At 39.5% G+C, this 14,184-nt stretch carries 15 protein-coding genes and 1 pseudogene; 13 read left to right on the top strand and 3 right to left on the bottom strand.

Annotated features, from left to right (window positions below):
* Positions 1-7 precede the first annotated feature (7 nt).
* Positions 8-1,243: pseudogene (locus ACKA06_RS10880) on the bottom strand (IS110 family RNA-guided transposase).
* A 398-nt stretch (positions 1,244-1,641) separates the two neighbouring features.
* On the opposite strand from ACKA06_RS10880, the gene ACKA06_RS10875 reads away from it, so the two are divergent.
* The 10 genes from ACKA06_RS10875 (at position 1,642) to ACKA06_RS10830 (ending at position 7,367) form a co-directional block, all read left to right on the top strand.
* The gene (locus ACKA06_RS10875; RefSeq protein ID WP_411159619.1) at positions 1,642-2,151 is read left to right on the top strand and encodes a GNAT family N-acetyltransferase; all 510 of its coding nucleotides are present in this window, start codon (positions 1,642-1,644) and stop codon (positions 2,149-2,151) included.
* 295 nt (positions 2,152-2,446) lie between these two features.
* The gene (locus tag ACKA06_RS10870; RefSeq protein ID WP_411159618.1) at positions 2,447-3,085 is read left to right on the top strand and encodes an alpha/beta fold hydrolase; all 639 of its coding nucleotides are present in this window, start codon (positions 2,447-2,449) and stop codon (positions 3,083-3,085) included.
* A 149-nt stretch (positions 3,086-3,234) separates the two neighbouring features.
* Entirely contained in the window at positions 3,235-3,855 is a 621-nt protein-coding gene (locus ACKA06_RS10865; protein ID WP_411159617.1) for a kinase, read from the top strand.
* 106 nt (positions 3,856-3,961) lie between these two features.
* A complete protein-coding gene (locus ACKA06_RS10860) occupies positions 3,962-4,246 on the top strand; it encodes a hypothetical protein (RefSeq protein ID WP_198258256.1) in 285 nt (94 codons plus the stop codon).
* A gap of 221 nt (positions 4,247-4,467) precedes the next feature.
* The gene (locus ACKA06_RS10855; RefSeq protein ID WP_411159616.1) at positions 4,468-4,830 is read left to right on the top strand and encodes a DinB family protein; all 363 of its coding nucleotides are present in this window, start codon (positions 4,468-4,470) and stop codon (positions 4,828-4,830) included.
* On the top strand, positions 4,715-4,981 hold the full coding sequence (locus ACKA06_RS10850) for a DinB family protein (protein ID WP_411159615.1): 267 nt from the start codon (positions 4,715-4,717) through the stop codon (positions 4,979-4,981). The genes ACKA06_RS10855 and ACKA06_RS10850 overlap by 116 nt, the downstream gene beginning before the upstream one ends.
* Before the next feature lie 131 nt (positions 4,982-5,112).
* The gene (locus ACKA06_RS10845; RefSeq protein ID WP_032085895.1) at positions 5,113-5,628 is read left to right on the top strand and encodes a GrpB family protein; all 516 of its coding nucleotides are present in this window, start codon (positions 5,113-5,115) and stop codon (positions 5,626-5,628) included.
* A gap of 679 nt (positions 5,629-6,307) precedes the next feature.
* The gene (locus ACKA06_RS10840; RefSeq protein WP_411159614.1) at positions 6,308-6,673 is read left to right on the top strand and encodes a DUF2089 domain-containing protein; all 366 of its coding nucleotides are present in this window, start codon (positions 6,308-6,310) and stop codon (positions 6,671-6,673) included.
* Positions 6,674-6,685: 12 nt separating this feature from the next.
* Positions 6,686-7,075 (top strand): SHOCT-like domain-containing protein, encoded by a 390-nt coding sequence (locus ACKA06_RS10835; protein ID WP_032085899.1) that lies wholly within the window; start codon positions 6,686-6,688, stop codon positions 7,073-7,075.
* 10 nt (positions 7,076-7,085) lie between these two features.
* On the top strand, positions 7,086-7,367 hold the full coding sequence (locus tag ACKA06_RS10830; RefSeq protein WP_411159613.1) for a hypothetical protein: 282 nt from the start codon (positions 7,086-7,088) through the stop codon (positions 7,365-7,367).
* A gap of 141 nt (positions 7,368-7,508) precedes the next feature.
* On the opposite strand, the gene ACKA06_RS10825 is transcribed toward ACKA06_RS10830, so the two are convergent.
* Positions 7,509-7,733 (bottom strand): hypothetical protein, encoded by a 225-nt coding sequence (locus ACKA06_RS10825; protein ID WP_318293642.1) that lies wholly within the window; start codon positions 7,731-7,733, stop codon positions 7,509-7,511.
* A 131-nt stretch (positions 7,734-7,864) separates the two neighbouring features.
* On the opposite strand from ACKA06_RS10825, the gene ACKA06_RS10820 reads away from it, so the two are divergent.
* Genes ACKA06_RS10820 through ACKA06_RS10810 form a run of 3 tightly spaced genes read left to right on the top strand, consistent with a single transcriptional unit; the run spans position 7,865 to position 11,831 of the window.
* Positions 7,865-9,487 (top strand): spore germination protein, encoded by a 1,623-nt coding sequence (locus tag ACKA06_RS10820; protein WP_411159612.1) that lies wholly within the window; start codon positions 7,865-7,867, stop codon positions 9,485-9,487.
* Positions 9,477-10,700, top strand: coding sequence for a Ger(x)C family spore germination protein (locus tag ACKA06_RS10815; RefSeq protein ID WP_214873258.1), 1,224 nt, complete (start codon positions 9,477-9,479; stop codon positions 10,698-10,700). The genes ACKA06_RS10820 and ACKA06_RS10815 overlap by 11 nt, the downstream gene beginning before the upstream one ends.
* Positions 10,701-10,721: 21 nt before the next feature.
* Positions 10,722-11,831, top strand: a complete 1,110-nt coding sequence (locus ACKA06_RS10810; protein ID WP_411159611.1) for a GerAB/ArcD/ProY family transporter — start codon at positions 10,722-10,724, stop codon at positions 11,829-11,831.
* A 319-nt stretch (positions 11,832-12,150) separates the two neighbouring features.
* On the opposite strand, the gene ACKA06_RS10805 is transcribed toward ACKA06_RS10810, so the two are convergent.
* The gene (locus ACKA06_RS10805) at positions 12,151-12,972 is read right to left on the bottom strand and encodes an STAS domain-containing protein (RefSeq protein ID WP_411159610.1); all 822 of its coding nucleotides are present in this window, start codon (positions 12,970-12,972) and stop codon (positions 12,151-12,153) included.
* Positions 12,973-14,184 lie beyond the last annotated feature (1,212 nt).

Here is a 14,184-nt window from a genome sequence, read left to right as displayed (position 1 = left end):
ATCTTAATTAGGCTATATCTTGGAAAGTGGTTCTGTTTTTTAATATGGCATAGATCCAATGTAAGAGCTTATTTACACAAGCAATGACGGCGACTTTATAAAGTTTTCCTTCCTCACGCTTCTTATCATAAAAAGCTCTCAATCTCTTGTTTCTAGGGATGATTTCATCTGTTGTTTTTTTCTTGCGACAGTCACGAATACCAGAGCGAACAGCCATATATAAGGCGTGCCTTAATCTGCTTGAACCACGTTTTGTAATTCGAACGAGAGTAGCTTTAAACTTACCTGATTCAAACACTTCAGGATCAACCCCAGCGAACGCTACAAGCTTTTTAGGGTGATTAAACCGGTCTATCTCACCAATTTCAGAAATGATCGTTGCCGCGATTTTTTCTCCGATACCAGGGATAGATTGGATAATCTTATATTCTTCAACTTCTTTTGCGAGAGCGTCTATCTCTGACTCCATCTTGGATAGATGCTCTTTGTATTGAAGAAGCATATCAATATACATACTTAGACTCAGTAAATGACTCTGATAAAGCGTCTTTTTAAATGGATTCCGCGCTGCAGCTTGCTTAAGATCTCGAGCTTTTTCTTCTGCCCATCTCTTAGAGCGACTCTTACAGAATTCCTTGATTTTATCGGCCAACATATCTTCACCAACAGCCAGAATATCTTCTGATGCGGGAAATTCCTTTAAAACAAGCAAAGACACAACGGAATGTAAATCACCAAAAACCCCTTTATACTCAGGAAAGATTTGATCCAGCACTGCTTGGAATTGAAGCTTAGTTTAAACATATAACCCAGTAATATTTTCATGCTGTCGTGTGAGATTACGCAGGTTCAAGAGCTGAATGCCGCGTCTTTCATAGGGTTCTAAATCCTCTTTGTAGTAAAGCTCACAGAGACGATAGGCATCGATGGCATCCGTTTTAACTTTTCGTAAACTAGAGCTTTTAGCTCTGTGAGAAATCAACGGATTTACGATGATTAATAAATAGTTATGCTGCTCCAGATACTGAACCACTGGTGCGTGATAATGTCCTGTAGATTCTAAGATAACCGAAGGTTGGATACCGGTTTTGTCTTTGACACCTTCCAAAAACTCAAGTAACTTTCCTAGACCATTAAGATCATGCTTAATACTAAAACTTTTACCGTAAGGTTTGCCCTTATCTAAAAAGGCCTGAACCTCACTTTCTCCTTTTGAAACATCCAGACCTATGACTGGATTCATTCTCAATCTCCTCCTCAAATTCAACTTGCCAGTAGCCCCTATTTCCTCCTAGTAGTATCATAGCTTCGCTTGTTATACGAGATCTTTGTCCCAACCAGCCTCAAACATGTTTCTACGAGTAGGGGGTGAACGGTTTAACTGACGGGATCTAAGTCCCATGGGCAGGGACGTTCTACCCTGGCTACTGTTATAATAAGACCATATAAAAAAAGGTCAACCAGAAATATCTAGAATTCTGGTCAACCTTATAATACGATAGGGCAGGTTAGTTGAAGAAGGAATCCAAATAATCGGTATCGAATGATATTATAAATTTCATAAGGAGATAACAAACATGAAGTTCAAAACCGTTCACATGATAGATTGTTTATATATTGGACGAAAGGCTGGAATAAATCATGGCAAAAAAAGAAGCACCGAAAATTCAAACAGAACGATTGATTTTACGTCCGAGAGCGGAAAAAGACATTCCCAATATGCTTAAAATGTTTAACAATGATGATGTAAGAGAATTTCTTGGAATTAATCCCCCTCGTGATGAACACTCAATGTTAGAAATGGTTAGGAATCGTACTGAAACAAAATGGACGGTCGCATTAAAAGATACGGATGAATTCATCGGTGATGTAATGATTCCAGAAATAGCAGAAGGTTATCTTGGCGAAATTGGTTATCGCTTCATGAGGGAGCACTGGGGAGGCGGTTTTGCGTATGAAGCGGTTTCCGCGGTCATTGAGCATAGTAAAAGCACGTTAAACCTTAAACGCCTATCTGCTACTATAGATAATAACAATATGAATTCAAAAAAGTTAGTTGAAAAACTCGGATTTACTTTGGTAGCGGTGTTGCCTGAATCGCATATACACGGCAGAGTTGCCGATGTAGCTTACTATTCTCGTATAGTATAAGCATCCTTACGCTCTGAGGTTTGGGGTCTGACCCCCGGCACACAAAAGCGTTAGTGTGTCAGGGGTCAGGCCCCGTTTAATGGTTTTATTAAAGGTGGCAATAACCGAAGAACAGCTAATTAATCCTGCTATTGGCATTCGGGAAGGTTAATGAAAGAATGCCTAGAATTACTTCTGTAATGACAAATTTTCGGAGGAGTTTATAATTGGAAGTGCTGTTGGTAAAAAAGTAATTTTAGAAGGTATTGAACTATATTATGAATATATAAAGAGTAGTACTGATGATTTAACAATTGTGTTTGAGTCTGGATATGGGTGGGACTTAAATAACTGGAATCCGATTAAAAACGATGTTTCAAAGTTTGCAAATGTATTCTTGTATGATAGGGACGGTATTGGTAGAAGCGAGAAGAGTATTAAACCAAAACACAGTATGCAAATTATTAATAATCTGAGAAATTTACTCGAAAAAGCCAAAGTCAAACCTCCGTATTTACTAGTAGGGCATTCTTTCGGGGGTGTAAACGTTAGATTATTTGCTAATAAGTATCCAGAAGAGGTCGCAGGAGTAATTCTTTTGGATTCCGTTCACGAAGAACAAAATAAAAAGATGGTTCCATTATTTACAGAGAAAGTCCAAAAAGATTATTTAGGACAGTTTGCAGTAGAAGCTACACTAAGCGAGTTTGAAGAAAGTTTGGAGGAAGTAAGAGGAATAAAGCTTGGAGAAATTCCTCTTCTTGTCATTACAGGCGGTACACAGCCCCATCATACAAACCAGTCTATGGCTCAATGGATGATGTTTCAGAAGGAACTTGCCAACCTTTCAACAACAAGTAATCACCTTGTTATTAAGGAGGCTGGACACGCCGTCCACATCGACGAACCTCAATTAGTTATAAATGCTATTAAGGAAATGAAATCTAAACTTTAAATTAGCTTCTTCGATTAGAATAGGGGTGTGTTCCCCGGCACAAGAAAGCGTTTAGTGTTTTGGGGGTCAAGCCCCGTTTCACATTAAAGAATCATTATGTATATTTTTAAGGGTGAATAGTCACAGCAAAGATTGTGGGAGGATTGTATGTGGAATTAGGTAAATTGACTAAAACTTTGATATCTCAGCGTACTATTGAACGTCCTTTAATCATTGGAATCGATGGATTAGGTGGATCTGGTAAGACCACGCTTGCTTTACAGCTTAAAAATGAATTAGAGGCAGCTAGTTGCGAGTCTGTAATTCTACATATCGATGATTACATTGTGGAAAGAGAGAAACGTTACCTAACAGGCCATGAAGAATGGTACGAATATTATTATCTTCAATGGGATGTTAAAGTGATTCAAGCAGAATTGTTTGAAAAGTTGCATAGTAACATTAGCCTTTTAACGTTGCCTTTTTATGATAATTCAATTAACAATATACTTTACAAAAAAGTAAATGTACCAGCTAATGGGTTTATCATTATTGAAGGAGTATTCTTACAAAGGAAAGAATGGCGTGGTTTCTTTGATTACATGATCTTTCTTGAATGTAACCAACAATTAAGATCTACGAGAGTTTTAGGACGAGATGTGTATCTTGGTGAATATCAAGCAAGGGTTAAAAAATATCAACAAAGATATTGGTTAGCAGAAGATTACTACGTAAAAAAAGAAAATCCAATAGGGCACGCAGATTACATTTATCAAAATATAAAAGACTGATATTCAGCAAATATAATTTGATTAGAATATGAACATTTCAATTATTGGGGAGGTTAATGGATTACTAAGTAAATGTTGTCCTATGACAAAAAGAGGGGGGAGTTATATGGATAACGTGATAAAAAGGTTTTTACAATCAGAAATAATGTATCAAGATTTATATGATGAAATAATAAATTTTATCTCAAACGTTCATATAAGAAATGGCGAGTTTGAAGGTAACGAGTTTATTATAAAAAAAATGGACAAAGACAACTTTATTATCTTTCCAGAATATACATTTCGTGGTGAAAACCAAAGAGATATTCCATACAGTACATCTATTTATAGAAAAAACCTAATAGAAGAAATTAACGATTATGCACAAAAACAAGGTATAAAAATGAAATAGCTTATTCCACGCTGAAGATCTGGCAAGTGATCTTCAGCCTTTTTTATTAGTTCAGTTATAGGGAAGCGTAGTGGAAGAAAAGTGAATGAACCCATTACTAGCTGCATAAATCAGTTGTACAGATATTATGGGGTAAAGATCAAAAGTAAAGGAAATATCTTCGTGACAGTCGAATAGTAGACTAGAAGCATAATTAACTAATTCCGATGAGGAGGATTCTTGTGCGTCCACGACCATTATGTATTGAAAATCCAGAGCATGATAGGTATGTTAGTCTGGTGCCAGATGGGGATATTGAAGAAATTCTTAGTAAGCAGCGGACTGAGACGATTACCCTCTTAAGCGGCGTGTCAGAGGAGTCAGCAGGGAAGGCTTATGCACCAGGGAAATGGACTTTAAAAGAAGTGATTGGGCATATGACCGACTCGGAGCGTGTGATGTCGTATCGAATGCTTGCCATTGCACGAAATGAAAGTGAACCACTCCCAGCAATGGAACAGAATGAATCAATACGTCTCTGCGGCGAACTTCAACAACTTATCCTGGGAGCAGTTACTGGCTGGTTTGGACGCGGTGCGTTCTAACACGCTAAGCCTTCTTTCTACCATTGATGATGAAGCGTGGGTTCGCAGTGGAACTGTAATGAACAACCCAGTTTCGGTAGGCATCATTGCATATGGCATTGCCGGGCACGAGTTACACCATTTGAACGTGATCAGGGATAAATACTTATAAGTGGATTTGGGGTCTGACCCCCGGCACGCGAAAGCGTTAGTGTGTCGGGGTCAGGCCCCGTTCATTATGGATAGTAGAATAAATTATAAATTTTAAAGGGAACAAAATTTTTGCAGGAGGAGCAAGTGGCGATGAGAAAGACAGAAATACTTCCTTGGACAGAAGAATGGGGAAAAGTATATTTGAAAGAAGAAAGTAAACTCAAAGAAATTTTTAAAGATGAACTGATTGAGATATACCATATAGGCAGTACATCAATACCTTCAGTAGGCTATGCAAAACCAATAATAGATATCTTAGTCGTTGTAAAAGATATTGAGAAAGTAAATTTATACAATAAGGAAATGTTGGGTTTAGGGTATGAACCAAGGAATGAACACGGAATAACAGAAAGAAGATATTTTACTAAAGGTAAACAAAAAAGGTCTCATCACGTTCATATCTTTCAACTTGGAAATAAAAACATTGATGCACATTTATCATTTAAAGAATACTTAATCAATAATCCAGAGGATGCGAAAAATTACGGAGATCTTAAAAAGATTTTGGCAAAACAGTTTCCTAATGAAACGCATAAATATCAAGAAGTTAAAGAGAAATTTGTGGATGAATTAATTAAAAAAGCAGTTGACTGGAGAGTAAACTAAGATTCTTGTTCTTTCGCAATCGGGCGCGTTAATGGAATAATAAGTCTTAATAAAACCAGAATCATTCAGCTCTGGTTTTTTTCTATGTTAGTCAGTTTAACTTTTATTCTTGACGGGCGCCGCCTCACAGATTGAGGATGTCTGGATTTGGGAACAGGCCCCGTTTCATGGCAGGGGATAGGCTTTCTTCAGCAAAAGTTAATTTTTGCAGCATATACTCCCTCCTTTACGGGTGGCGTATATGCTGCTTATCTTTTCTAGGTCCTCTTTCTGCCAGCTTTTATAATGAACATGGTTTGCAGAGTTGAATATATACTCCCAAAGAAAGTTAACGCGATGCCGCTTATGATAAAGCGTTTCCGGTTCATTTCTTGACCCAGATGCGTGAAATATAAGTGAACAAGTGTACACGTGATCATTAATACGATGGTAGGCAGAGATTTTTTCATGTAAATACGCCTCTTTCTATGTATGTTACTTATTATTTTTTTCTTAAATTTAAAAAATATTCCTGAAAAGGGTGTCTTGTTAAAAAGTAAATATTTTTTAAATGAACATTGAAATATTCAATTAAAAAATTAATTATTTTAATAAAAATATTAATAATATTAATTTTTTTAATTTACATATTTTGTTTATTGATATATAATCAAGACAAATAAAAGAAAGGACTTTCATTATGGCTTATAAAGTAATCACGAATTGTCCGGTCTGCAGTGAAACGATGAAGATTACGAAGCTGCAGTGTTCTCATTGTCAGACGACGATTGAGAATGAGTTTGAGTTATCGAAGCTGGCGTCGTTGTCGGCGGATCAGCTTCATTTTGTGGAAGTGTTTTTGACGTGCAGGGGGAATATCAAAGAGGTCGAGAAGGAGCTGGGGATTTCGTATCCGACGGTCCGGGGCAAGCTGACTGACATCATTTCATCTCTTGGTTATGCAGAAAAGAAGAAAAACGATGTTGACGAGAAGAAGGTTGTCACGATGCTCGAGAATGGCGAAATCACTCCGGAGGAAGCCATTAAGCTTTTAAAAAACGAATAGGGGGAACGTATCATGAATGAGGAAATCACGAGAGTGTTGACGATGGTGCAGGATGGGAAAATCGACGCGGCGAAGGGTGCCGAACTGATCACAGTGTTAAAAGAGAAAGAAGAGACTGGTGTCAGGGTGGCAGAAAAGCCCGCAGCCTATGCAGACAAGACGTTGAAAGTCCGTGTCGTATCAGCTGAAGGCGACAACGTCGCGGCCAATCTGCCGATTAAGCTGATCAAAGCCGTCTTAAAGGCTGGACACAGCATTGCAGCGGGGATTCCGCAATCGGAGAAGTATGTAAAAGATATCGACATCAACCTGATCACGGAAGCCATCGAGAATGAACTGGAAGGCCCGATCGTCGATGTGAAATCGGCAAACGGAGATACCGTTTCCGTCATCATCGAATAGGGAGCTGCCGATGCTGCATATAAAAGTGAAATCAAACGACACCCGGTTCACCATCCCGGTCCCATATGCCATCTTGAATGTCGGCATATCCATCCTATCCTCCAAGTTTTTTCATCAACGTCTTCATCATTGGACGAAAGAGCATTTTAAGAAAAAGCAGCTGGACTTTACGATCCTGGACATTGATCGAAAAGCGTTAAAGCCCATCTATAAGGAACTGAAAAAGCATAGGGGGCTTGTGCTGATGGATGTGAAGGCGAAGGATGGGACGGAGGTTGTGATCAGGCTGTAATTGAAGGAACGCAGACGGTTATGTGAGACCGTTTGCGTTTTTTTGATGTTTCTTGCTCTCAGCAGGTTTGTCCAGCGGCACCCCATACTCGTAATTATTGCTTGCGATCCAACGATCTAAAAAACTCATAACTGTAATGATCTATTTGTTTTCATTCCGTCTCTTTATAAAATAATAGGCGGACTCAGCGAAAAATAGAAACAGAAGAAAATAGAGGACGAATAATTCGATAACTTCCATTACGCGAAATGGACTGACAGTATTTTGCAGGGCATGCGAAAAATCAAATCCTTGGAGAATATCGATACTCAGGGAAAAAGCCATTAAACATCCCAACATCAAAAGGGAAATACTCATGATTTTCATGCTGATCACTCTCCTCATTTTAGGTTTTCTAATTGGCTCAGTATCATACAGTGATATCTTTTGTTAAAAATTACATAATAACCGCGTATAGGGTTAAAGTAATAAAAAATAAAAGAAGGGTGCCTGATGATATGCCTTCGTACTTTAAAGGTCGAAAATCAAAAAAGAACAAGCAGAAGGATGCTGAAAATAAAGCTGCAGTTCAATCTGATGACCATATACAAGAGTCATTATCAGCCAACCTTGCCCTCATCCGAGAGAAGACGGGAAACAGTTCAGACGTTGTCGTTCGTCAACTGAAATTGGGGAGAAACTCTGATATTAAAACAGCCATTGTGTATATCGAAGGAATCGTGGACAATCAATCGATTCAAGAATTCTTGCTTCAATCCATGATGAAAGATGATGATAAAGAGAAATTGATTCAGGAGGATGCGTTAGAACGAATCTCTGAAGACATGATGACGGTTGGTAACACGTCATCCTTCAATAACTGGGATGAGCTGTTTTTATCCTTAATGGCTGGGGATACCATTATCCTCGTAGATGGAATAGCTAAGGCTTTGAGTGCATCCACGCAAGGCGGAGAAAAACGTTCCATTTCAGAATCCACCACGCAGATGGTGGTCCGCGGTCCAAAAGGGGCGTTTACAGAGTCGATTGCGACGAATACATCCATGGTGCGCCGCATTATTAAGACTCCCGATCTATGGATGGAGTCCTTTAAAGTTGGCCGCGTGACCAAAACAGATGTGACGCTTATGTACATAAACGGCATTGCCAATGATCAAGTGGTTGACGAGGTCCGTCAGCGAATAAACAAGATTGACATTGACAGCATTTTAGAATCAGGCTATATCGAACAATTAATTGAAGACCAAACCATGACGCCCTTTCCGACTATTTTTAACACCGAAAGACCTGATGTGGTGGCCGGGAATCTGTTTGAGGGAAGGATCGCCATCTTTGTTGATGGAACGCCATTTGTGCTGATTGCACCTGCTGTGTTTATTCAATTTTTCCAATCGGCAGAGGATTATTATGTACGTTATGATATTGCGACATCAATCCGCCTTTTGCGTATTTTGATGTTTTTCATTTCGCTTATTGCCCCTGCTTCCTTTGTGGCAGTCACCACCTTCCACCAGGAAATGGTGCCCACAACACTCATAGTGGCCATTGCGGCTCAGCGGGAAGCCGTGCCTTTTCCCGCATTCGTGGAAGCTCTTCTTATGGAACTAACATTTGAAATCTTAAGGGAAGCCGGGATCCGTCTGCCTAAAGCGATTGGTTCAGCTGTTTCCATTGTCGGTGCCCTTGTGATCGGGCAGGCAGCTGTCCAAGCGAGCATTGTATCACCTGCTATGGTCATTATCGTATCGATCACGGCGATTGCCAGTTTTGCCACTCCATCCTTTGATATGGCCATTTCAGTCCGGTTGCTGCGGTTTTTGTTTATGATCGGTGCAGCCACATTCGGTTTCTACGGAATCATATTAATCCTCTTGATGATGGTCGTCCATTTAAGCGGCTTACGTTCATTTGGAGTTCCCTATATGGCCCCGTTTGCTCCTTTTATACCGTTGAATAATGGAGACACATTCATAAGGCTGCCATGGTGGACACTAAGACAAAGACCGCGCTTAATTAGTGCGAATACCCGGCGGGAAGGGAAGAGTCAGCACCCTCAGCCTCCTGCATCCCGCGGTATGGTCAATCGTGATTTTAAAGAAGGTGGCAGTAATGAAGCGTAGGCTGTTTTTTCTTATAATATTGGTGACAATCCCCGTCTTGCTCTCAGGTTGCTGGAGCAAAAAAGAGTTAACTGATCTTGCGATTGTGGCGGCTATGGGAGTAGATAAATCAGAAGACGGGAAATATGCCGTGACACTTCAAATTATCAATCCCGGGAATGTGGCTGGAGGCATACGCGGGAGTGGTCCACAAAGCCCGCCTGTTACCATTTATTCGGCTACAGGTAATAATTTGGTGGAAGCAAGCAGGACTGCATCCAGCAAGATATCCCGAAGATTATATTATGCACATACAAACCTGGTGGTTGTCGGGGAGAACCTGGCACAAGACGAAGGATTGGCTCCGATCATCGATGCGATCGACCGGGATCATGAATTTCGAATCACCACAACGATGGTGATTACCCATCAGTCAACTGCAGAAGAGCTTGTGAAGGCATTAACCCCCGTTGATAAGATTCCTGCAAATAAGGTGCTTAAAACACTGGAATTCACCCAAAAGATTGGGGGGAAAAACATTAAAACATCGGTGCAGGACGTGATGAAGGGCCTTCAATCCCTGAATGGCGATACCGTGGTATCAGGGTTTCGTCTTTCAGGAGATTCCAAGCACGCCAGCAGTTTAGAGAACCTTCAGGAAAGTGAGCCTGAAGCTACCCTTCAAGCCAGTGGTATCGCCATTCTGAAAGAAGGCAAATTAGTCGATTGGCTGTATGGAAGAAATGCCAGAGGAACGATTTGGATTCTGGATAAAATCCAAGGGACAAACATCAACATTGATTGGAAGGGAAAGAAAGATGCCATCTCCTACCAAACTGTCCGTCAAAAAACGGATGTATCAGCGCAGGTAAAGAATGGCCGCCCCTCTATCTCTATTCATACACGCGTGGAAGGAGGCATAGGGGAAATGAATGTCCCTGTGGATATAACAGATGTGAAGGTTATTTCAAAAATGGAAAAAGAATTAGCAAAAGAGGTTAAACAAGAAATAAAACAAGCGATTGAACAAGCTCAAACAAATAAAGCGGATATCTTTGAGTTTGGAGATGTCATCCGCCGTAAAAGTCCAAGTGACTGGCAGCGGCTAAAACCGATGTGGAACGAGGTATATTTTCCAGAATTGAATGTGGATATTACGGTCGAAGCTTACATCCGTCGTGCCGGCTTAAGAAATAAATCGTTTCTATCAACTATAGAAGAAAACCAGCAGTGATGAAAAGGAGGTACCAGCAGAGTGGAGAAAGCAAAAATCAGTGCCAGCCAGCTCTTTATCTTAATGGTTCTGTTTGAACTGGGGAGTGCTTTACTAGTACCTCTTGCGATAGACGCAAAACAGGATGCCTGGTTAGCCATTCTGCTGGGAATGGCAGTCAGTTTTGTTCTTTTACTCGTCTATCATCAACTTTATTGGTATTATCCTGATCTTTTGCCCACCGAGTACATGCAAAAAATTCTGGGAAAAGCGATAGGAAGCGTACTTGCCTTTCTTTATCTTTTTTACTTTATGTATGATGCCTCCAGGATCCTTCGCGATTTTGGTGAAATGCTGTTAACCTTTGCCTATCCTGAAACACCGCTGTTCATTGCGAATGCATTGTTAATACTGGTCATCATCTATATGGTGCGAAAAGGGATCGAGGTCATCGCGCGATCGGGAGAACTGCTGTTTATCCTTATGTTTATGCTTTCAGTCATTGGGTTTATATTGATCGTGAGTTCTGGTTTAATCGATATGACCAATTTGCAGCCCGTACTTGAAGAAGGGATTGCACCTGTCCTGAAAGTGGTATTTACTCAAACCCTATATTTCCCCTTTGCAGAAGTGTTTGTATTCACCATGATATTGCCGTATCTGAATAATCCCAAAAAGGTAAGGCTGACGATGTTTTGTGCAACAGGATTAAGTGGAATCAATTTGATTCTTACGATGCTCATTAACATTAGCGTACTTGGTGTAGATCTGACTGCACGTTCCCAATTTCCGCTTCTCAGTACGGTTCAGACCATCCAGGTTGCCGATTTCCTGGAACGCCTTGATGTGTTTTTTATGCTTGCCTTAGTAATCGGGATTTTCTTTAAAATAAGCGTGTTGTTTTATGCAGCTGTCATAGGATCTGCCAGCTTGTTTAAGATTAAATCGCCTTCACGACTTTGCTATCCTATGGGTCTAGTCGTTTTGTTTATGTCGATGGCGATTGCGAGCAATTTCCAAGAACATATCCATGAAGGATTAGAGATTGCCATGTTTGTCCTGCATCTGCCTCTCTTAGTGATCATTCCTATACTCCTTCTGCTTGTTGCGTTTTTGAGGAATAGGAAGAAGGGAAGTTCATTTAATGGGTAAGGGTGAGGGTGGAAATGACATGCACGCCTTCTATATTTAAAACAAACACTTACCGTACTTGGCCACTTAAGTATTATTCCCTTCCCAAAGAGCAAACAAAGAATCAGAGGCTTCCTGGCAGAACGCTTTAGAATATGGATTAGCAATCCATGCTCAGCATCAAACAGGCCCCCATGTTCAATGAATACGGGGGCCTGTTGCGGCGGGGGACATACCCCGAAACAAGCAAACTTATTGATTATGCAGTGTTTATTGATACACGGTTAGATATTGCAATGGCTAGTAGATTAACAAGAGATTATTATAATACTCCTTATTTCTATAGATATTCCCTCAAGGTTTCCTGAAGCGTTCCTCTTGTGTCGATATCCCTGTCAAAGAGGATTCCTGAATGAACCATTCTCTTAACGAGATCTGGTCGTAAACCGGTAAGGATAGCTCTGCATCCCATCATTGATATACCGGCTAAAATTTTCTCGAATTCATCGATAACATCAATTTCCATTAAGGCCATACCTGATAAATCGATAATAAGAGATTGGATTCGTGATGTGGAAATTTCAGTGAAAACCTTCTCCTCAATGATTTGCATACGATATGAATCCATCGATCCGATCAGAGGCAAGACGGAAACATTTTCCCTTACAGGAATGATAGGGACAGATAAATGTTCGACAATCTCCCTTTGTTTGTGCAGCATTTCATCTTTATATGAAGAATAACTTATAAAAAAGCTATTGAGGAACTGGTCGATCCGATCGTTAACGTATTTCTCCATATCAAAAAAGTCATCTCGGGTATCCGTAATCTTCTTATTGGCTTCCAGGTCGTGTATTAACTGCCACAAAGTTCTTCTTATAGCTTGTACCCATTCCAATTTTAAGGATAATGTTAAAGAATAAGTCGCCCATGCAATACCTTCCTGTTCTGCAAAAGAAGTTAATTCTTTATCCTTTTGTTCAAGGACATAGGATATAAGTATTCGTGCATTTTTTAATAAATCTATGTTTCCACGATCTAAGATATCCTTTATCTTAATCGATACGTTTACAGCTTCGGAAAGCAATTTCTCGTTGAATGCTTCCCCGTTATCAAGGATATAAGAGTGAACTTCATCACTTACTTTGGACATCAATTCCATAAAATGTCTCCCCCTGTTTTTTACTTGAAGTTGACATGCATAAAAGAACCTATAAGTCTGAACTAAAGGCTCTTACACATATCTACTCTTGCCTGGAATATAATTTATAATCTTATAGTTTAATCCCAGTCAAAAACTCCTTATTAAAAAAACAAACAATAATATATTTACCCTTCATAAAGGGCCATAAACCTATTTTCTTGCAAAATTTTACCTTTAAACTATTTTTTTTAAATCCTTAAGCGATTCAGCAAGAATGTAGTTATTGTAAGGAAGATACAGGAGCGTATGAAGTAAAATGTACAGAAGAAAGAAAACATATGATTGTTAATAAATCATAGGGGGCGTTGATTTAAGAAGGAATAACGCTTTTTTGTTGCAGTTATTGGATTAAAGGGCAGTTTTGTTTAATAAGTATGTTTTTAGATTTGGGGAAAATTATAGTTGTTAAAGTAAACCAGCAATAAAGCATACTGCTTTAGATGATCCCATTTTTGCGGTAGATTTATAAGCGGAGAAATTCCGTCTAAGGCAGCTGGAGGAGGATTAAAACGCTGAAATAAGAGGAGAAGTTCCGCTTAACTGCTCAATATGGAAAAATATTTAACGGATAATTTAATATAAGCGGAAAAACTCCGGCTATTATTCGTGAAATAGCGGCATTTTTTGATTTAAAGGGAATTCTTCCGCTAATTTTCAATGGAGAGCTGTTTTGTGAGGAAGTAGCAAGGTGACTGCACTTTTTACTTCTTAGAAAAGTAAAAAGTGCAGTGCAGCTTAAGGGGTTCTGTTTTGGAGTGCTGCATTACTTCAATGCGAACTAAAAAAAATGATCGTCTTTCTAAGGCGGTCATTTTTTCCTCTCCTGAAGAGGAATCATTGCTTGTTTATGGACAACATCAATGATTTCATTTACTACTTCTTCACGAGCGGCAGTTCCTTTTTTAGGCAAAAATAACATTAGGGGTTTAACTAATAGTTATGTAGTTGTAAACAAGCTCAGCTTGGCACCATTTTTACAAGGACAATAGCTGCCCCGGATAAACGTGCTGCCATTTGACCTGCCATTTTCCTGAACGGCCCATCTCCTTTTTTATATAATACAAATAACAGGCGAATCACCGAAGACGACCGCCAAAAAGAGAATATGTATATTTTTCCTTATCTTACAGATAATAATCTTTAAAAAAACCGTCTTCGCTGAAAGGGAAT

The sequence above is a fragment of the Rossellomorea oryzaecorticis genome (assembly GCF_045897515.1).
In the GTDB taxonomy this organism is placed as follows: domain Bacteria; phylum Bacillota; class Bacilli; order Bacillales; family Bacillaceae_B; genus Rossellomorea; species Rossellomorea enclensis.
This window is presented reverse-complemented; position numbering and strand designations above follow the sequence as displayed.

Coding starts and splice junctions, on each gene's coding strand:
- ACKA06_RS10875 (WP_411159619.1), top strand. CDS start 1,642: ATGGCAAAAAAAGAAGCACCGAAAATTCAAACAGAACGATTGATTTTA.
- ACKA06_RS10860 (WP_198258256.1), top strand. CDS start 3,962: ATGGATAACGTGATAAAAAGGTTTTTACAATCAGAAATAATGTATCAA.
- ACKA06_RS10850 (WP_411159615.1), top strand. CDS start 4,715: ATGAAAGTGAACCACTCCCAGCAATGGAACAGAATGAATCAATACGTC.
- ACKA06_RS10845 (WP_032085895.1), top strand. CDS start 5,113: ATGAGAAAGACAGAAATACTTCCTTGGACAGAAGAATGGGGAAAAGTA.
- ACKA06_RS10840 (WP_411159614.1), top strand. CDS start 6,308: ATGGCTTATAAAGTAATCACGAATTGTCCGGTCTGCAGTGAAACGATG.
- ACKA06_RS10835 (WP_032085899.1), top strand. CDS start 6,686: ATGAATGAGGAAATCACGAGAGTGTTGACGATGGTGCAGGATGGGAAA.
- ACKA06_RS10830 (WP_411159613.1), top strand. CDS start 7,086: ATGCTGCATATAAAAGTGAAATCAAACGACACCCGGTTCACCATCCCG.
- ACKA06_RS10825 (WP_318293642.1), bottom strand. CDS start 7,733: ATGAAAATCATGAGTATTTCCCTTTTGATGTTGGGATGTTTAATGGCT.
- ACKA06_RS10820 (WP_411159612.1), top strand. CDS start 7,865: ATGCCTTCGTACTTTAAAGGTCGAAAATCAAAAAAGAACAAGCAGAAG.
- ACKA06_RS10815 (WP_214873258.1), top strand. CDS start 9,477: ATGAAGCGTAGGCTGTTTTTTCTTATAATATTGGTGACAATCCCCGTC.
- ACKA06_RS10805 (WP_411159610.1), bottom strand. CDS start 12,972: ATGGAATTGATGTCCAAAGTAAGTGATGAAGTTCACTCTTATATCCTT.